The sequence below is a fragment of the Streptomyces sp. NBC_01261 genome (genome assembly GCF_036226385.1).
GTDB lineage: Bacteria > Actinomycetota > Actinomycetes > Streptomycetales > Streptomycetaceae > Streptomyces.
Map to the genome: position 1 here is coordinate 3,715,035 of NZ_CP108463.1, position 15,019 is coordinate 3,730,053.

Sequence of the window (15,019 nt, forward strand, 5' to 3'; positions counted from 1 at the left end):
CGGTGTCCGCGCGCTGGGTGAGCTGATGTCCGCCGTCGCGCAAGGGGCGTTTCGGTCGCTCTCCCGCCGGAGGGGCGCTCCTTAGTAGGCACGCGCGACGACCGCGACGTTACCGGGCGCCTTGTCGGCGTCCGGCACCGACCCGTCCTCCGCGACCAGACACCGTACGGTCACCGCGTGCTCGGCCAGCTCGGCCTCGCCTTCTTCGCCGAGCGTCGCCCACGGAATGCGCGCCCAGCCGCCGGAGGTCGCGGCCTCGACGGCCTCCGCGATCGTCGACACCTCGGAGGTGCGGGACTCGCGCCGCTCGCGGGACTGCTTCAGCAGCAGTGCCTGATCCTCCTCCAGGACTACGGGAAGCAGCTCTACGAGGGAGTCGATCGCCACCGGCTCCTTGCCGCCCGGGATGCGGCGGGCCAGCATCGCCGTGCCGTTCTCCAGGTCACGGGGTCCGACCTCGATCCGTACGGGCACGCCCTTCAGCTCCCAGTCGACGGCGCGGCGCCCGAAGGGGACGTCCGTGCGGTCGTCGACGCGGACGCGGACGCCCGCCGCCTTCAGCCGGGCCCCGATCTCGCGGACCTTGGCCAGAACCGCCTCGTCGCCCTTGATCGCGAGGACGACGACCTGGATGTGGGCGAGCCGCGGCGGCACCCGGAGTCCGTCGTCGTCGCCGTGCATCATCACCAGGGCGCCGATCATGCGCGTGGTGGACCCCCAGGAGGTCTGCCAGACGAGTTCCTGCTTGCCTTCCTTGGACAGGTACCGCGTGTTGAAGGCCTTGGCGAAGTTCTGGCCCAGCTCGTGACTGGTCGCCATCTGCAGCGCCTTGCCGTCGCCCATCATCCCTTCCAGGGTGAGGGTGTTGATCGCGCCCGCGAACCGCTCCCTGACCGTCTTGCGGCCCGGCACGACGTCCATCGCGAGGACGTCGACCATGAAGTCCTCGTACACCTGACGGTGGATGTGCGCGGCGAAGTCGCGCGCCTCCTCGTAGGTCGCGTGCGCCGTGTGGCCCTCCTGCCAGAGGAACTCGCTCGTGCGCAGGAAGAGCCGGGGCCGCAGCTCCCAACGGACCACGTTCGCCCACTGGTTGATCAGCAGGGGCAGGTCGCGGTAGCTCTGCACCCACTTCGCGAAGTACTCGTTGATGATCATCTCGGAGGTGGGCCGGACGACCGCGGGCTCCTCCAGCTCCTTGCCGCCGCCGTGCGTGACCACGGCCAACTCGGGCGCGAAGCCCTCGACGTGGTCGGCCTCGCGGGCGAGGTAGGACTGCGGGATCAGCAGCGGGAAGTACGCGTTCTCGGTGCCCGTCTCCTTGATGCGGGCGTCCATCTCGGCCTGCATCCGCTCCCAGATCCCGTACCCGTACGGTCGGATGACCATGGAGCCGCGCACCGGACCGTTGTCGGCCAGTTCGGCCTTGCTGATCAGATCCTGGTACCAGCGGGGGAAATCGTCCGCCCGCGGCGTGAGTACGGGTGCCTTGGCCATGGCGCGATGGTACGGGCCCACGTTGCCGTCATGTGAATTCTCGCCACTCGCACAGGGAAGCCACAAGCCGGGCCCCACAACCCCTGGACGCGGTAGCGCGTGCGGAGTTTGCTGGCATACGGGGGAAGTGCGGGCGCACATCACGGGGGCCTCGGAAACGGGCACGGTCACATCTCTCGGCGGATTGGGGCGCTTTCCATGACACCTACGCTCGTGCGGCAGTACCTGCCTCATGCGGGGCCTGCGCCTCGCGTGGACCTGGGTGCACGCGCGCGTGACTGGTCCGAGATCCAGGAGCGGATGCTGGTGCCGCTCCACGAAGCGGTCTACGAGCGACTGGAAGTGGGACCCGGCACCCGGCTGCTCGGCCTCGGCTGCGGCTCCGGGCTCGCCCTGCTGACGGCGGCCTCCAGAGGCGCGACGGTCACCGGTGTCGAGCGCTTCTCCCCCGAACGCCTGGCCCTCGCCCGGGAACGGCTGCTGCCGTCCGCCTGGTCCCCACGCGCGCGTGCGCACACCCGACTCGTCTACGGCTCCCCCAGGGACGCGGCCGGCGCGGAGACGCCCGCGTACACCCTGGTGACCGCGTTCGAGCCCATCGGGTGTCTCGCGGGCGACTCGGAGGGGCTCGGCGACATGCTCGACGCCGCGACCCCGCTCGCCGCACGCGGGACGCCCGTGGTGCTGGCGGGCTGGGGTCCGCCGGAGCGCTGCGCGACCGCGTCCGTGCTGCGGGTGGCCACCAGGCTGGCGGACCCGCTGCGCGGCACGGGCAGCCCGCGCCCGGTGCTGCGCGACGACCTGGAGGAGGTCGCCCACCGCGCGGGCCTCAGGCCGGACGGCTCGGGGCGGGTGGCGTGCCCCTTCGGGTACGCCGATGTCGAGAGCGCCGTACGGGGGCTGCTGTCGACAGGGCTCTTCGACGCGGCGATCGTCGCGACGGACCAGGCGCAGGTGGACAAGGAGTTGGCGGAGGCGTTGCATCCGTATCGACGGCAGGACGGGACGGTGTGGATGCCGAACGTCTTCCGGTATCTGATCGCGCGTACGACCTGAGGACGACTACGGCTCTTCCTTGAAGAGGCGCGTGACGCCCGCGATGCGGTAGGCGTCCGTCTCATCCAGGGTCTCGTTCTCCAGGAGGGCCGCCGCGAGCGCGTCCAACTGGTCGCGGTGGTCGCCGAGTTTGCGGATGGCCTCGTCGTAGCACTCGTCGACGATGCGGCGCATCTCGTCGTCGATCACGTCCAGGGTCTGCGGCGCGGCGGCGAGGCCGTAGGCCTGCTGGGCGTCGCTGGGGAGGGCGGAGAGGCGGCCGACGCGCTCGCTCATGCCCCAGCGGGCGACCATCCCGCGCGCGATGTTGGTGACCTGTTCGAGGTCGCTCTCGGCGCCGGTGGTGATCACGCCGTAGACGACCTGTTCCGCGGCCATGCCGCCGAGGGCGCCGATGATGCGGCCGCGCAGGTACTCCTCGGTGTACGCGTACTTGTCCGCGTCCGGTGTCGAGAGGGTGACGCCGAGGGCCCTCCCGCGCGGGACGATGGTGATCTTGCGGACCGGGTCGGCGCCGGGCTGGAGCATACCGAGGAGGGCGTGGCCGCTCTCGTGGTAGGCGGTGCGGCGGCGTTCCTCCTCGGGCATCACCAGCGGGCGTTCGGCGCCCAGTTGGACCTTCTCCAGGGCTTCGGAGAGGTCGGACTGAGTGACCTCGCTCTGCTTGCGCTTGACGGCGAGGAGGGCGGCCTCGTTGGCGAGGTTGGCCAGTTCGGCGCCGGTCATGCCCGGGGTCGTGCGGGCGACCTGGGCGAGGTTCACGTCCTTCGCGAGCGGGATCCGGCGGGTGTGGATCTCCAGGATCGCCTCGCGGCCACCCCGGTCCGGGGGCGAGACCACGACCACCCGGTCGAAGCGGCCGGGGCGGGTCAGGGCCGGGTCCAGGACGTCGGCGCGGTTGGTCGCCGCGATGACGATGACGCCCTCGGAGCCGGAGAAGCCGTCCATCTCGGTGAGGATCTGGTTCAGGGTCTGCTCGCGCTCGTCGTGACCGCCCATGCCGCTGCCGCCGCCGCGGGCCCGGCCGATGGTGTCGATCTCGTCGATGAAGATGATCGAGGGGGCCACCTTGCGGGCCTCCGCGAAGAGTTCACGCACGCGTGAGGCACCGACACCGACGATCATCTCGATGAACTCGGAGGCCGACGCCGAGAAGAACGGCACCCCGGCCTCCCCCGCGACCGCCCGCGCGAGCAGCGTCTTTCCGGTGCCGGGCGGGCCCGAGAGCAGCACGCCCCGGGGCATCTTGGCGCCCATCTTGCGGTACTCGTCGGGGTTCTTGAGGAAGTCGACGACGTCGTTCAGCTCGCCCTCGACCTCGTCGATGCCGGCCACGTCCTCGAACGTCGTGCGCTGCTTGCCAGGCTCCAGCTCGACCGGTTTCGGCGGGGCCTTGCGACCGAGCATGCCGCCCGCGCCGCCGAGCCCCGAGCTCATCCGCCGCGCGATGAAGAGCCACAGGACGACCAGGAGCAGCATCGGGGCCAGCGAGATCAGCAGATTGGCCAGAAAACTGCGGTGCTGGACGACGGGTTCCGCCGTGACGGTGACGTCGTGCTTGGTCAGGTCCTCCCAGAGCTGGTCGTCCGCGAAGGTCGGCCGCTCGGTGTCGAACTTGGTGTACTTGCCGTCGCCGTCCGGGTTCTTCTGCTCCTTCTTGAGCTGGCCCTGGATCGCGTTGCCCTTGGCGTAGATCTTGGTGACGTTGCCCGCGTCGACCTGCTTGCTGAACTCCGTGTAGGAGATCGTCGGTTCGTCGCCCTCGTTGAAGAACGACAGGATGAGGTTCGCGACCAGGTACACGACCAGCGCGGTGAGGATCAGGCTCCACCAGCCGCCGCGCATCTTCTTCCCGCCCGGCGACGGCTTCGGGGGCTCGTCCGGGGTGCCCTCGGTACGCCAGGGCTGGTCGGGAGACTTGCGCGGCGGCGCGGGGTTGGTCATATCGGCAAGTTACGACACGGGCCAGGCGTCGGCACGCCCAGCACGCGCCGAGGGCGCCCTTCCGGAGAGGGGCGCCCTCGGCGTCGTAGAAGACGGGCTGTCAGCCCGTGAACCTTCTCAAGCTCAGCCCATGAAGCTTCTGAAGCTCAACCCATGAACTTCTTGAACTCGTCCGGGAGCTCGAAGTCCTGGCCGCCCTGCTCGGGCAGTCCGAACGCGTTGCCGCCCGGAGCGGCGCCGGCCTCGCGGCGCTGGGCCTCTTCCAGTTCCTGCTGCTTGCGCTTCATCGGGTTGCCGGAGCGCTGCTTGCCCTTGGCCTGCTTGGGCTGCTTCTTGGTGCGGCCGGGGCCGCCACCCATGCCCGGCATCCCCGGCATACCGGGCATCCCGCCGCCCTGGGCCATGCGGGACATCATCTTGCGGGCCTCGAAGAACCGCTCGACCAGGCCCTTGACGGCGCTGACCTCGACGCCGGAGCCCTTGGCGATACGGGCGCGGCGCGAGCCGTTGATGATGGTGGGCTCGGCGCGCTCGCCCGGGGTCATCGACTTGATGATCGCGGCCGTACGGTCGACGTCCCGCTCGTCCAGGTTGTTGATCTGGTCCTTGATCTGGCCCATGCCGGGGAGCATGCCGAGCAGCTTGCTGATGCTGCCCATCTTCCTGACCTGTTCCATCTGGGACAGGAAGTCGTCGAGGGTGAAGTCCTGGCCCTTCTTGGACGCCAGCTTGGAGGCCATCTTCTCGGCCTCTTCTTGGCTGAACGTCTTCTCCGCCTGCTCGATCAGGGTGAGCAGGTCACCCATGTCGAGGATGCGGGAGGCCATCCGGTCCGGGTGGAAGGCGTCGAAGTCGTCGAGCTTCTCGCCGTTCGACGCGAACATGATCGGCTTGCCGGTGACCGAGGCGATCGACAGAGCCGCACCACCGCGGGCGTCACCGTCGAGCTTGGAGAGCACCACGCCGTCGAAGCCGACGCCGTCGCGGAAGGACTCGGCGGTGTTGACCGCGTCCTGACCGATCATCGCGTCGACGACGAAGAGGATCTCGTCCGGCGAGACCGCGTCGCGGATGTCCGCGGCCTGCCGCATCAGTTCCTGGTCGATGCCGAGGCGGCCCGCGGTGTCCACGATCACGATGTCGTGGACCTTGGACTTCGCGAACTCGATGGAGTCCTTGGCGACCTTGACCGGGTCCCCGACCCCGTTGCCCGGCTCGGGCGCGTAGACCGCGACACCGGCGCGCTCGGCGACGACGCTCAGCTGGTTCACGGCGTTCGGGCGCTGGAGGTCGGCGGCGACGAGCAGCGGCGAGTGCCCCTGGTCCTTGAGCCACTTGCCGAGCTTGCCCGCGAGGGTGGTCTTACCGGCACCCTGCAGACCCGCGAGCATGATCACGGTCGGCGGGTTCTTGGCGAAGCGGAGACGGCGGGTCTCGCCGCCGAGCACCCGGACCAGCTCTTCGTTGACGATCTTGAGGACCTGCTGGGCCGGGTTCAGCGCCTTGTTGACGTCGGAGTCGAGGGCGCGGTCCTTGACGTTCTTGATGAACGTGCGGACGACCGGCAGGGCCACGTCGGCTTCGAGGAGAGCGATGCGGATCTCGCGCGCCGTGGCGTCGATGTCCGCCTCGCTCAGCCTGCCTTTGCCGCGGAGGTTTTTGAAAGTCGCGCTGAGGCGGTCGGAGAGAGTATCGAACACGGCGGCGTCGGTCCTCGGGGTCGGGAGCAGTGTGGGCGTCTTCCAGGGTATCTGGCCCCGCAAGACAATCGTCCCCGCCTGCTGTATTCAGCGGGCGGGGACGGAACCCCCGCGTCCACGGGGAACAATGGCGCGCCGGTGAGGTCACTCCCTCAGTCTCTCCTCCAGCTTCCGGGCCACGGCCAGCGCCTCGTCCCCGGCCAGGGGCGCGCCCTTTGGCTGTGTCACGTAGAACGCGTCCACGGCGTTGGAGCCCAGCGTGCTGACGTGCATGCTCCGCACCCGCACCCCCGCGTCGTCCAGCGCCCGCCCGATCCGGTGCAGCAGCCCCGGGGCGTCGTGCGCGCGCACCTCGATCACCGTCGCGTGCCGGGAGGCGGCCGGGGCGACCGTCACGCGGGCCGGCGGGGCCACGACACCCCGGCGGCGCGGATACGCGGCGTCGCGCTCGGCGAGGCGGCCCGCGATGTCCAACGATCCGTCCAGGGCCCGTACGAGATCGGCGCGCAGCCGGGCGGCCTGGGGCAGGGAGCCGTACTCGGCGGCGACCCGCCAGTTCAGCAACAGGACGGAACCCTCCACGCCGTCGGGCAGATCCAGGGCACGCAGTTCCGCCGTACGGACCGTCAGGCGGTGCATCGCCAGGACGCCGGCCACCGCGGGGAGCACGCCCGGCTGGTCGGGTACGGCGATCAGGAGTTCCACGCCGAGCGGCTCGGGATCGCCGGCGGGCTCGTCCTCGGTCGGGGGTTCGGTCTGGGCGCGCAGGGCGAGGACCGGGCCGCCGGTCGCCACGGCCTCGATGGCGAGCCGTTCCTGTTCGGCGGTGGCCGCGCCCGCCTCGGGCTCCTCGGGGGCGTCCCCGGAGAGGACGGCGGCGACCCGCTTCACCAGGTCGGTGACGAGGCCGGCCCGCCAGGACGACCAGGCGGCCGGTCCGGTGGCCAGCGCGTCCGCCTCGGTGAGCGCGTGCAGCAGTTCCAGGGTGCTCGTCGTCCCGACCGCCTCGGCGACCGAGCGGACCGTCGCCGGGTCCTCCAGGTCGCGCCGGGTCGCGGTCTCGATGAGCAGCAGGTGATGACGTACGAGAGTGGCGAGTACGGCGACTTCCGAGCGGTCGAAGCCGATGCGGGCGGCCACGTCCTTGGCGATGATCTCGCCGGCCACCGAGTGGTCGCCGGGCCAGCCCTTGCCGATGTCGTGCAGCAGCGCGGCGACCAGCAGCAGGTCGGGGCGGCTGACGCGGCGGGCGAACTCCGAGGCGCGGACGGCGGTTTCGATGAGGTGCCGGTCGACGGTCCAGATGTGCACGGCGTTGCGCTGCGGACGGCAGCGCACCCGCTCCCAGTCGGGGAGCAGCCGGGTGATCAGGCCCTCCGCCTCCAGCGCCTCCCACACGTCCACCGTGGGCTGCCCGGAACCGAGCAGCGTCACGAGCTGCTCGCGCGCCTCGGCGGGCCAGGGCGTGGGCAGCGGACGCACGGTGGCCGCGAGGCGCCGTACGGCGTGCAGCGAGAGCGGAAGTCCGGCCTGCGCGGCGGCAGCGGCGGCGCGCAGCGGGAGAACGGGGTCGCGCTCGGGGCGGGCGGCGCGGGCGAGCACCACCTCGCCGTCCTGCTCCACGACCCCTTCGGCCAGCGGGGAGCGCTCGGCGGCGGGTTTGGCGCCCCCGCCGAGCATCGCGCGCAGCCTCGGACGCACGGCACGGGACCGCAGCACGCGCCCCACTTCACGCCAGGTGACATCACTGGCGTACGACACGACGCGTGCCGCTTCGTAGACCTGCCGCAGCAGGGTGTCCGCGTCGAGGAGGCCCAGCTCGGCGGCGACCTGGTCCTGCTCCTGGAGTGCGAGCCGGTCGGTCGCGCGGCCGGTGGTGAGGTGCAGGGCGTCGCGCACGTCGAGGAGCCGGCGGCGGGCGTCGGCGAGGCCCTCGCGCGGGGCGTCGGCGAGCCAGGAGGCGGCTACGGCGCGCAGCGCGGTGGCGTCGCGGAGGCCGCCGCGGGCCTCCTTGAGGTCGGGTTCGAGGAGGTACTGCAACTCGCCCTGGCGCTCGGCGCGTTCGGCGCAGAGTTCCTGGAGTTCGGGGAGGCGCTTGGGTGCCTGGTTGCGCCAGTCGGCGAGGACGGCCGTACGCAGTCCGGCGGTCAGGCCGAGGTCGCCCGCGATGTGGCGGGCGTCGAGGAGGCCGAGCTGGACCTTGAGGTCCTCGCCGGCGGTCTTGCGGGCCTCGGCGGGGGTACGGACGGAGTGGTCGAGGGCGAGGCCGAGGTCCCAGACCGGGTACCAGATGCGGTCGGCCAGCGCGGCGACCGCGCCGGAGTCGCCGCCGTCGTGCAGGAGGAGCAGGTCGAGGTCGCTGCGCGGGGAGAGCTCGCCGCGTCCGTAGCCGCCGACCGCGACCAGGGAGACGCCCTTGAGGGCGTCGGAGCCGGCGGTGAAGAGGCCGGTCAGCCAGTCGTCGGTCAGTTCGGCGAGGGCCGCACGGCGCGGCGGCCCGGACCGCACCCCCTCAGTGAGGAGGCGCAGCCGGGCCGCCGCGTAGCCACTGGGTCCGGAGTCCTCTGCATCCTTGCGCACGTCCGTACTCGTCACCCAGCGACTCCTGTTCGTTTCCTTTTAGAGCGCGTCCGGTCCGCGCTCGCCGGTCCTGACCCGGACGGCCGTCTCGACCGGGAGGGACCAGACCTTGCCGTCACCGATCTTGCCGGTGCGGGCGGCCTTGACGATGACGTCGATCAGCTGCTCGGCGTCGTCGTCCTCGGCCAGCACCTCGATGCGAATCTTGGGGACCAGGTCGACCGTGTACTCGGCGCCCCGGTAGACCTCGGTGTGTCCCCGCTGACGACCGTAACCGCTCGCCTCGGTGACCGTCAGACCGTGGACCCCGAAGGCCTGCAGGGCCTCCTTGATCTCGTCGAGCCGGTGAGGCTTCACGACGGCGGTGATGAGCTTCATGCGTCCACCTTCTTCGTCTCCGTGGCGGAGGTGACGGAGCTGCCGCCGAAGCCACCGCCGGCGCCGCTGAAGTCGTATGCGGTCTCGGCGTGCTCGGCCTGGTCGATGCCGGCGACCTCTTCGTCCTCGGTGACCCGCATACCGATGGTCTTGTCGAGGAGGAAGGCGAGGAGCGCGGAGACGACCAGGGAGTAGCCGAGGACCGCGCCGACACCGGCGAACTGCTTCCACAGCTGGGTGAAGGTGTGGTCGCCGTAGAAGACGCCGGTCGCGGCGGACTGGCCCTTGCCGGTGGCGAAGAAGCCGATGAGCAGGGAGCCGAGGATACCGCCGACCATGTGGACGCCGACGACGTCGAGGGAGTCGTCGATGTTGAACTTGTACTTCAGGCCGACGGCCGCGGCACAGCCGACGCCGGCGATGGCGCCGACGGCGATCGCGCCGAGCGGGGAGACCGCACCACCGGACGGGGTGATGGCGACCAGACCGGCGACGGCACCCGAGGCCGCGCCCAGCGTGGTGAACGCGCCGTGCCGGATCTTCTCGTAGGCGAGCCAGGCGAGCATGGCGGCGGCGGTGGCGACCTGGGTGTTGACGAACATCAGCGCGCCGACGCCGTCGTCGTTGCCGAGCCACGAACCGGCGTTGAAGCCGAACCAGCCGAACCACAGCAGACCGCAGCCGAGCATGACCAGCGGGAGGCTGTGCGGACGCATGGGGTCACGCTTGAAGCCGGCGCGCTTGCCGATGACCAGGATGACGCCGAGGGCGCCGGCACCGGCGTTGATGTGGACCGCCGTACCACCGGCGAAGTCGATCACACCGAGCTTGTAGGCCCAGCCGTCGGCGCCCCACACCCAGTGGGCGACCGGGACGTAGACGACCGTGAGCCACAGGGCGACGAAGAGCGCCCAGGCCGAGAACTTGACGCGGTCGGCGATGGCACCGCTTATCAGGGCGGGGGTGATGACGGCGAACATCATCTGGAAGACCATGAACACGAAGATCGGGATGGTGTAGCCGTCCCAGAGCTCCGTCAGCCCGACGTTGCTCATCCCCAGCCAGTCGGAGTTGTAGCCGATGAAGCCGTTACTCGAACCGAAGGCGAGGGAGAAGCCGTAGAGCACCCACAGGATGGTGACGATCCCGATGCTGATGAAGCTCATCATCAGCATGTTCAGGGTGCTCTTGACGCGGACCATGCCTCCGTAGAAGAAGGCGAGTCCGGGTGTCATGAGCAACACCAGGGCAGAACAGATCAGCATGAAGCCTGTGTTCGCGGAGGACAGTTTGGGTGCCTCAGCGGCAAGCGTGATGGCGGCTGATGCCATCGGCGTCTCCTCGTCGGTTGTACGGCCCCGTGCGGGCGAAGCCTGGATGCGGTCCGGTCAAGGCGGGGGGTCCGGTTATGCGCCCTGAGATTGGCGCAGCGCGGTTTCCGTCGAAGCCCCTCGATGTTTCACCGGAGTGACGAAGGCGCCGTACGTGTTACGCGTCGATGAACCGCCGGATCTCCGGCCGCGCGATCGTTATCGTGGCGCAACCTTTTCCGGCGGCCGGAAACCGGCCGCGGTCCGCCTCCCGACGGGTCGGCGCGGGGGCGCCGGGGCATGGGGCTCGGACCCCTTCGGCGCTCTCCCGGGGCCCGGTCGGGACCCTCTCGGCGGGGCCGACGTTTTCGGCCGGACCACGGACACCGCGGACCGCCCTGTCGACGGTCTTTCGGATACGAGTTCCGAAGGGTCGGACGGTCCTTCGACCACCCGGACCTCACCTGCCGCACCGGCGCCACCCGCTCGGTGTCGGCGGACAGGACCGGCCGCGGTCGGCCTTCCGATGACCTGGCATGGGGGAGCCGAGTCGGGCGGTTCGGGAGGGCCGGCCGCGGCCGGGGCTCGGGGGTGTCAGCCCGCTTCGGCGGTCTCCGGCAGCTCGATCGCGAGCCGCTCGGTGAGGTCGACGACCACGGCCAGTTCACCGAAGTCGCGGACCGCCGTGTCGACGGTCTTTCGGATACGAGTGTTGACGCGCTCGGAGCGCACCTTCTTGGCGACGGTCATCGCCTCCGTCGCCAGCACCGCGCTCTGCTCGGGTTCCCGCCGCAGCAGGTGCACGGTGGCCATGCCGATGAGATTGAGCGCGTACGACCGCTGGTGCACCTCGTCCTTGGCGAAGAGGTCCACCGCCCGCTGCATGACGGGCTCGGCCAGCGAGGCGTAGGCGGGGCTGCGGCCGGCGACGTAGGCGAGGTCGCGATAGGAGTGCGAGTTCTCGCCGTACAGCTCGGCCTCGGAGAAGAAGCGGATCCAGTCCGGGTCCGGGTCGTCCCAGTCGTGTACGTCCCCGAAGGTGTCCTCGGCCATCCGGACGGCCCGCTTGCACTTCCCGGGCTGCCCCATGTTGGCGTAGGCGCGGGCCTCCATCGCATACAGCATCGACTGGGTCCGCGGACTCGCGCAGTCCCGGCTGCCGTACTGCGCGAGGTGGATCAGCTCCAACGCGTCGTCGGGCCGCCCGAGATGGATCATCTGCCGGCTCATGCTGGACAGCACGTACGACCCGAGCGGCTTGTCGCCCGCCTCCTTGGCGGCGTGCAGAGCCAGGACGAAGTACTTCTGGGCGGTGGGCTGGAGCCCCACGTCGTACGACATCCACCCGGCCAGCTCGGCGAGTTCGGCGGCGACCTTGAACAACTTGCGGTTGGTGGCCTCGGGTTGGGGCTCCTGGAGGAGGTCGGTCACCTCGTGCAGCTGTCCTACGACCGCCTTGCGCCGCAGGCCGCCGCCGCACTGGGCGTCCCACTTGCGGAACATCGCGGTGGTGGACTCCAGCAGCTCCAACTCGGGCCGGGAGAGCCGCCCGACGTGCCGGGGGGCGCTCACCGGCTCGGGCTCCGGCTGGTGGGCGGAGGGGCCGGGGACGAGCCAGCGCTGCATGGGCTCGATGAGGGACGGTCCCGCCGACAGGGCCAGCGAGGCGCCGAGGAAGCCGCGCCGGGCCAGCATGAGGTCGCTGCGCGAGAACTCGCTGAGCAGGGCCACCGTCTGCGGGGCCGTCCACGGCAGGTCGACGCCGGACACGGAGGGTGCCTGGCGGGCCGCGCGCAGACCCAGGTCCTCGACCGAGACGACGCAGCCGAAGCGCTCGGAGAACAGCTCCGAGAGGATCCTCGGGATCGGCTCGCGCGGGTTCTCGCCGTCCAGCCAGCGGCGCACGCGCGAGGTGTCCGTGGAGATGTGGTTGGCCCCCAACTGCCGGGCCCTGCGGTTCACTTGACGCGCCAGCTCACCCTTGGACCAGCCGCTGCGCACGAACCACGAGCCGAGCAGCTCATTGGGGCGCTTCTCCGTACTGGCCGCGGTTGTCCCGCTTCCGCCGTTGCCGCCCACTGGAACGCCCCCATCCCTGGAACCACTTGTCGCCGCTGTGCGCCAAGCCCTATCAGAATGCCGGTAAATACGGCCTCCCGTCCCGCACTTGTCACCCTTCGAACGAGATGACGAGTTGCCTGCGGCATACCCACGAGCGCATGTGCCCCGAGGGTTTGTGCACTCAAAGTAATCCTACGATCACCCGTCCAGCCACGGCGATCGCGGAAACGCCACCATTCGCCACCCCTTCGAATGAACCTACGGTTGCCCGCGCACGATTCACTTGACATAGGACGACCGGAAGTGGGCGTAGCGGTGCACGCAGGGGCGCGCACCGTCGAGCACACCACCCGAGGCGCTCCCGGACGCTGCCTGGACCACGCGGCGCGGGGCAGGCGTGAACACAGAGTGACGACACGCATCCGTCTCGTAACCACCGGTGCGTCGGACCCGTTGGAGGGGGCATGGGCTTCACGATCGGCAGCAGCCGGGGTATCCGCGACATCCGGTCCGGCACGCGCCGCCGCGGTCGCGCGTCGGAGTGCACAGCGGTGGCCGAGTTCACCGGCCTCTGGGGCTGGGACGTGGTCGCGGGCGCACGGGCCGCCGGCGGCGCGTGTTCCTGCGGCGACACCAAGTGCCCCGCGCCGGGCGCGCATCCACTGACCTTCGCGCCCGAGGTGCGGGCCGGCGCGACCCTCGACGAAGTGACCGACGCCTGGGCCGAGTTGCCGGGCGCCGCGGTGATGCTGCCCGTGGGCCGCGCGTTCGACGTGATCGAGGTGGCCGAACCCGCAGGCCGCCGCGCGCTGGCCCGCCTGGAGCGGATGGGCCTCCCGCTCGGCCCGGTCGCGGCGACCCCCGACCACCGCGCCCACTTCTTCGTCGCCCCCGGCGCCGCCGCCGAACTCCCCGCCCTGCTCTACCGCATGGGCTGGGACGACCCCACCTCCCTGGACCTCCGCGGCCTGGGCCCCGGCACCCACATCACCGCCCCGCCCTCGGACCGAGGAGGCCTGGGCCCGGTCCGCTGGCTCCGCTCCCCCGCGCTGGACTCGGCGACAAAGCCCCCGGCGGCAAGGCTGTTGCTGGGCACCCTGGCGTACGTGGCACACAGGTCGCGCGCGTAGGCCGTAGACGACGAAGTGCCCTTCTCCAGCTTGGAGAAGGGCACTTCAGCGGCCCGCGAGGGGCGCGGGGCTGTGACATTTGCGGCTCCGCCGCGTGGGCGCGACCAGCCCCCACCGGCGCGCGGAAAAAAGAACCGCGCAACCCAGGGAACGTCAGTCGCCGATAAGGGCGTCAACAAACGCCTCCGGCTCGAACGGCGCCAGATCATCCGCGCCCTCACCGAGCCCGATCAGCTTCACCGGCACACCCAGTTCACGCTGAACCGCGATCACGATGCCACCCTTGGCGGTCCCGTCTAGCTTCGTCAGCACGATCCCGGTGATGTCGACGACCTCGGCGAAGACCCGCGCCTGCACCAACCCGTTCTGCCCGGTGGTCGCATCGAGCACCAGCAGCACCTCGTCAAGCGGCGCGTGCTTCTCGACAACCCGCTTGACCTTCCCCAGCTCGTCCATGAGCCCGGTCTTCGTGTGCAACCGCCCGGCCGTGTCGATGAGGACGACGTCGACCCCCATCTCCTTGCCCTCCTTCACCGCGTCGAACGCGACGGAGGCGGGGTCCCCGGCCTCGGGCCCGCGCACGGTGTGGGCACCGACCCGCTCGCCCCAGGTCTGCAACTGATCGGCGGCGGCGGCCCGGAACGTGTCGGCGGCGCCGAGCACGACGGTCCGCCCGTCGGCCACGAGGACGCGGGCGAGCTTGCCGGTGGTGGTGGTCTTGCCCGTGCCGTTGACCCCGACGACCATCACGATGCCGGGCTTGCGGTCCTCGGGCTCGGTCCTGACCGTGCGGTCGACGTCGGTGTCGACCAGCTTGAGCAGTTCCTCGCGCAGCAGCGTGCGCAGCTCCTGCGGGGTGCGGGTGCCGAGCACCTTCACGCGGGCGCGCAGGCCGTCGACCAGTTCCTGGGTCGGGGCCACGCCGACGTCGGCGGTGAGGAGGATGTCCTCGATCTCCTCCCAGGTGTCCTCGTCGAGGTGCTCGCGGGACAGGAGCGTGAGCAGCCCCTTGCCGAGCGCGTTCTGCGAGCGGGAGAGCCGGGACCGCAGCCGGACGAGCCGTCCGGCGGTCGGCTCGGGAACATCCAGCTCGGGGACATCCGGTACGGGGGGTTCCTCGACGGCGACCGGGGCCGAGCCGTCGGGGAGATCCACCTCCTCTATCGTCCGGCGCGCTTCGTCGCGCGGCGTCTCGGCCTCGTCGCCGACGTGCGGCTCGGCCGGCGGGGCGGTGATGTCGGGGACGGAGGTGGGCGGCGGGGGCAGCGGCTTCTTGCGCCGGCTGCCGACGACGAGCCCGCCCAGCGCACCGAGCACGACCACGGCGATGACTACAGCAAGGATGACGGTTTCCATAACCCAC

10 protein-coding genes are annotated in these 15,019 nt (G+C 70.8%); 2 read left to right on the forward strand and 8 right to left on the reverse strand.

Annotated features, from left to right (window positions below):
• Window positions 1–81 precede the first annotated feature (81 nt).
• Complete coding sequence (gene proS, locus OG226_RS15875; protein ID WP_328678518.1) at window positions 82–1,497, reverse strand: proline--tRNA ligase; 1,416 nt, start codon at window positions 1,495–1,497, stop codon at window positions 82–84.
• Between the two features lie 198 nt (window positions 1,498–1,695).
• Between proS and OG226_RS15880 the strand changes: the two genes are divergently transcribed.
• Window positions 1,696–2,553: an SAM-dependent methyltransferase gene (locus OG226_RS15880; protein ID WP_329349282.1), complete on the forward strand. Its 858-nt coding sequence runs from the start codon at window positions 1,696–1,698 to the stop codon at window positions 2,551–2,553.
• Between the two features lie 6 nt (window positions 2,554–2,559).
• On the opposite strand, the gene ftsH is transcribed toward OG226_RS15880, so the two are convergent.
• From ftsH to nsdA, 6 genes are all read right to left on the reverse strand, one after another.
• A complete protein-coding gene (ftsH, locus tag OG226_RS15885; protein ID WP_328678522.1) occupies window positions 2,560–4,497 on the reverse strand; it encodes an ATP-dependent zinc metalloprotease FtsH in 1,938 nt (645 codons plus the stop codon).
• Between the two features lie 146 nt (window positions 4,498–4,643).
• Window positions 4,644–6,197, reverse strand: a complete 1,554-nt coding sequence (gene ffh / locus OG226_RS15890; RefSeq protein WP_328678524.1) for a signal recognition particle protein — start codon at window positions 6,195–6,197, stop codon at window positions 4,644–4,646.
• Window positions 6,198–6,341: 144 nt separating this feature from the next.
• A complete protein-coding gene (locus OG226_RS15895; protein WP_329349283.1) occupies window positions 6,342–8,792 on the reverse strand; it encodes a [protein-PII] uridylyltransferase in 2,451 nt (816 codons plus the stop codon).
• A 24-nt stretch (window positions 8,793–8,816) separates the two neighbouring features.
• On the reverse strand, window positions 8,817–9,155 hold the full coding sequence (locus tag OG226_RS15900; RefSeq protein WP_003997576.1) for a P-II family nitrogen regulator: 339 nt from the start codon (window positions 9,153–9,155) through the stop codon (window positions 8,817–8,819).
• Window positions 9,152–10,486 (reverse strand): ammonium transporter, encoded by a 1,335-nt coding sequence (locus tag OG226_RS15905; protein ID WP_328678621.1) that lies wholly within the window; start codon window positions 10,484–10,486, stop codon window positions 9,152–9,154. Before OG226_RS15905 ends, OG226_RS15900 begins: the two co-directional genes overlap by 4 nt.
• A 573-nt stretch (window positions 10,487–11,059) precedes the next feature.
• Window positions 11,060–12,544 (reverse strand): transcriptional repressor NsdA, encoded by a 1,485-nt coding sequence (gene nsdA / locus OG226_RS15910; RefSeq protein WP_328678623.1) that lies wholly within the window; start codon window positions 12,542–12,544, stop codon window positions 11,060–11,062.
• Between the two features lie 446 nt (window positions 12,545–12,990).
• Between nsdA and OG226_RS15915 the strand changes: the two genes are divergently transcribed.
• Window positions 12,991–13,656, forward strand: a complete 666-nt coding sequence (locus OG226_RS15915; protein WP_327401037.1) for a bifunctional DNA primase/polymerase — start codon at window positions 12,991–12,993, stop codon at window positions 13,654–13,656.
• 153 nt (window positions 13,657–13,809) lie between these two features.
• Here OG226_RS15915 and ftsY read toward each other — a convergent pair whose 3' ends face one another.
• A complete protein-coding gene (gene ftsY, locus OG226_RS15920) occupies window positions 13,810–15,012 on the reverse strand; it encodes a signal recognition particle-docking protein FtsY (RefSeq protein ID WP_328678629.1) in 1,203 nt (400 codons plus the stop codon).
• Between the last annotated feature and the right edge of the window lie 7 nt (window positions 15,013–15,019).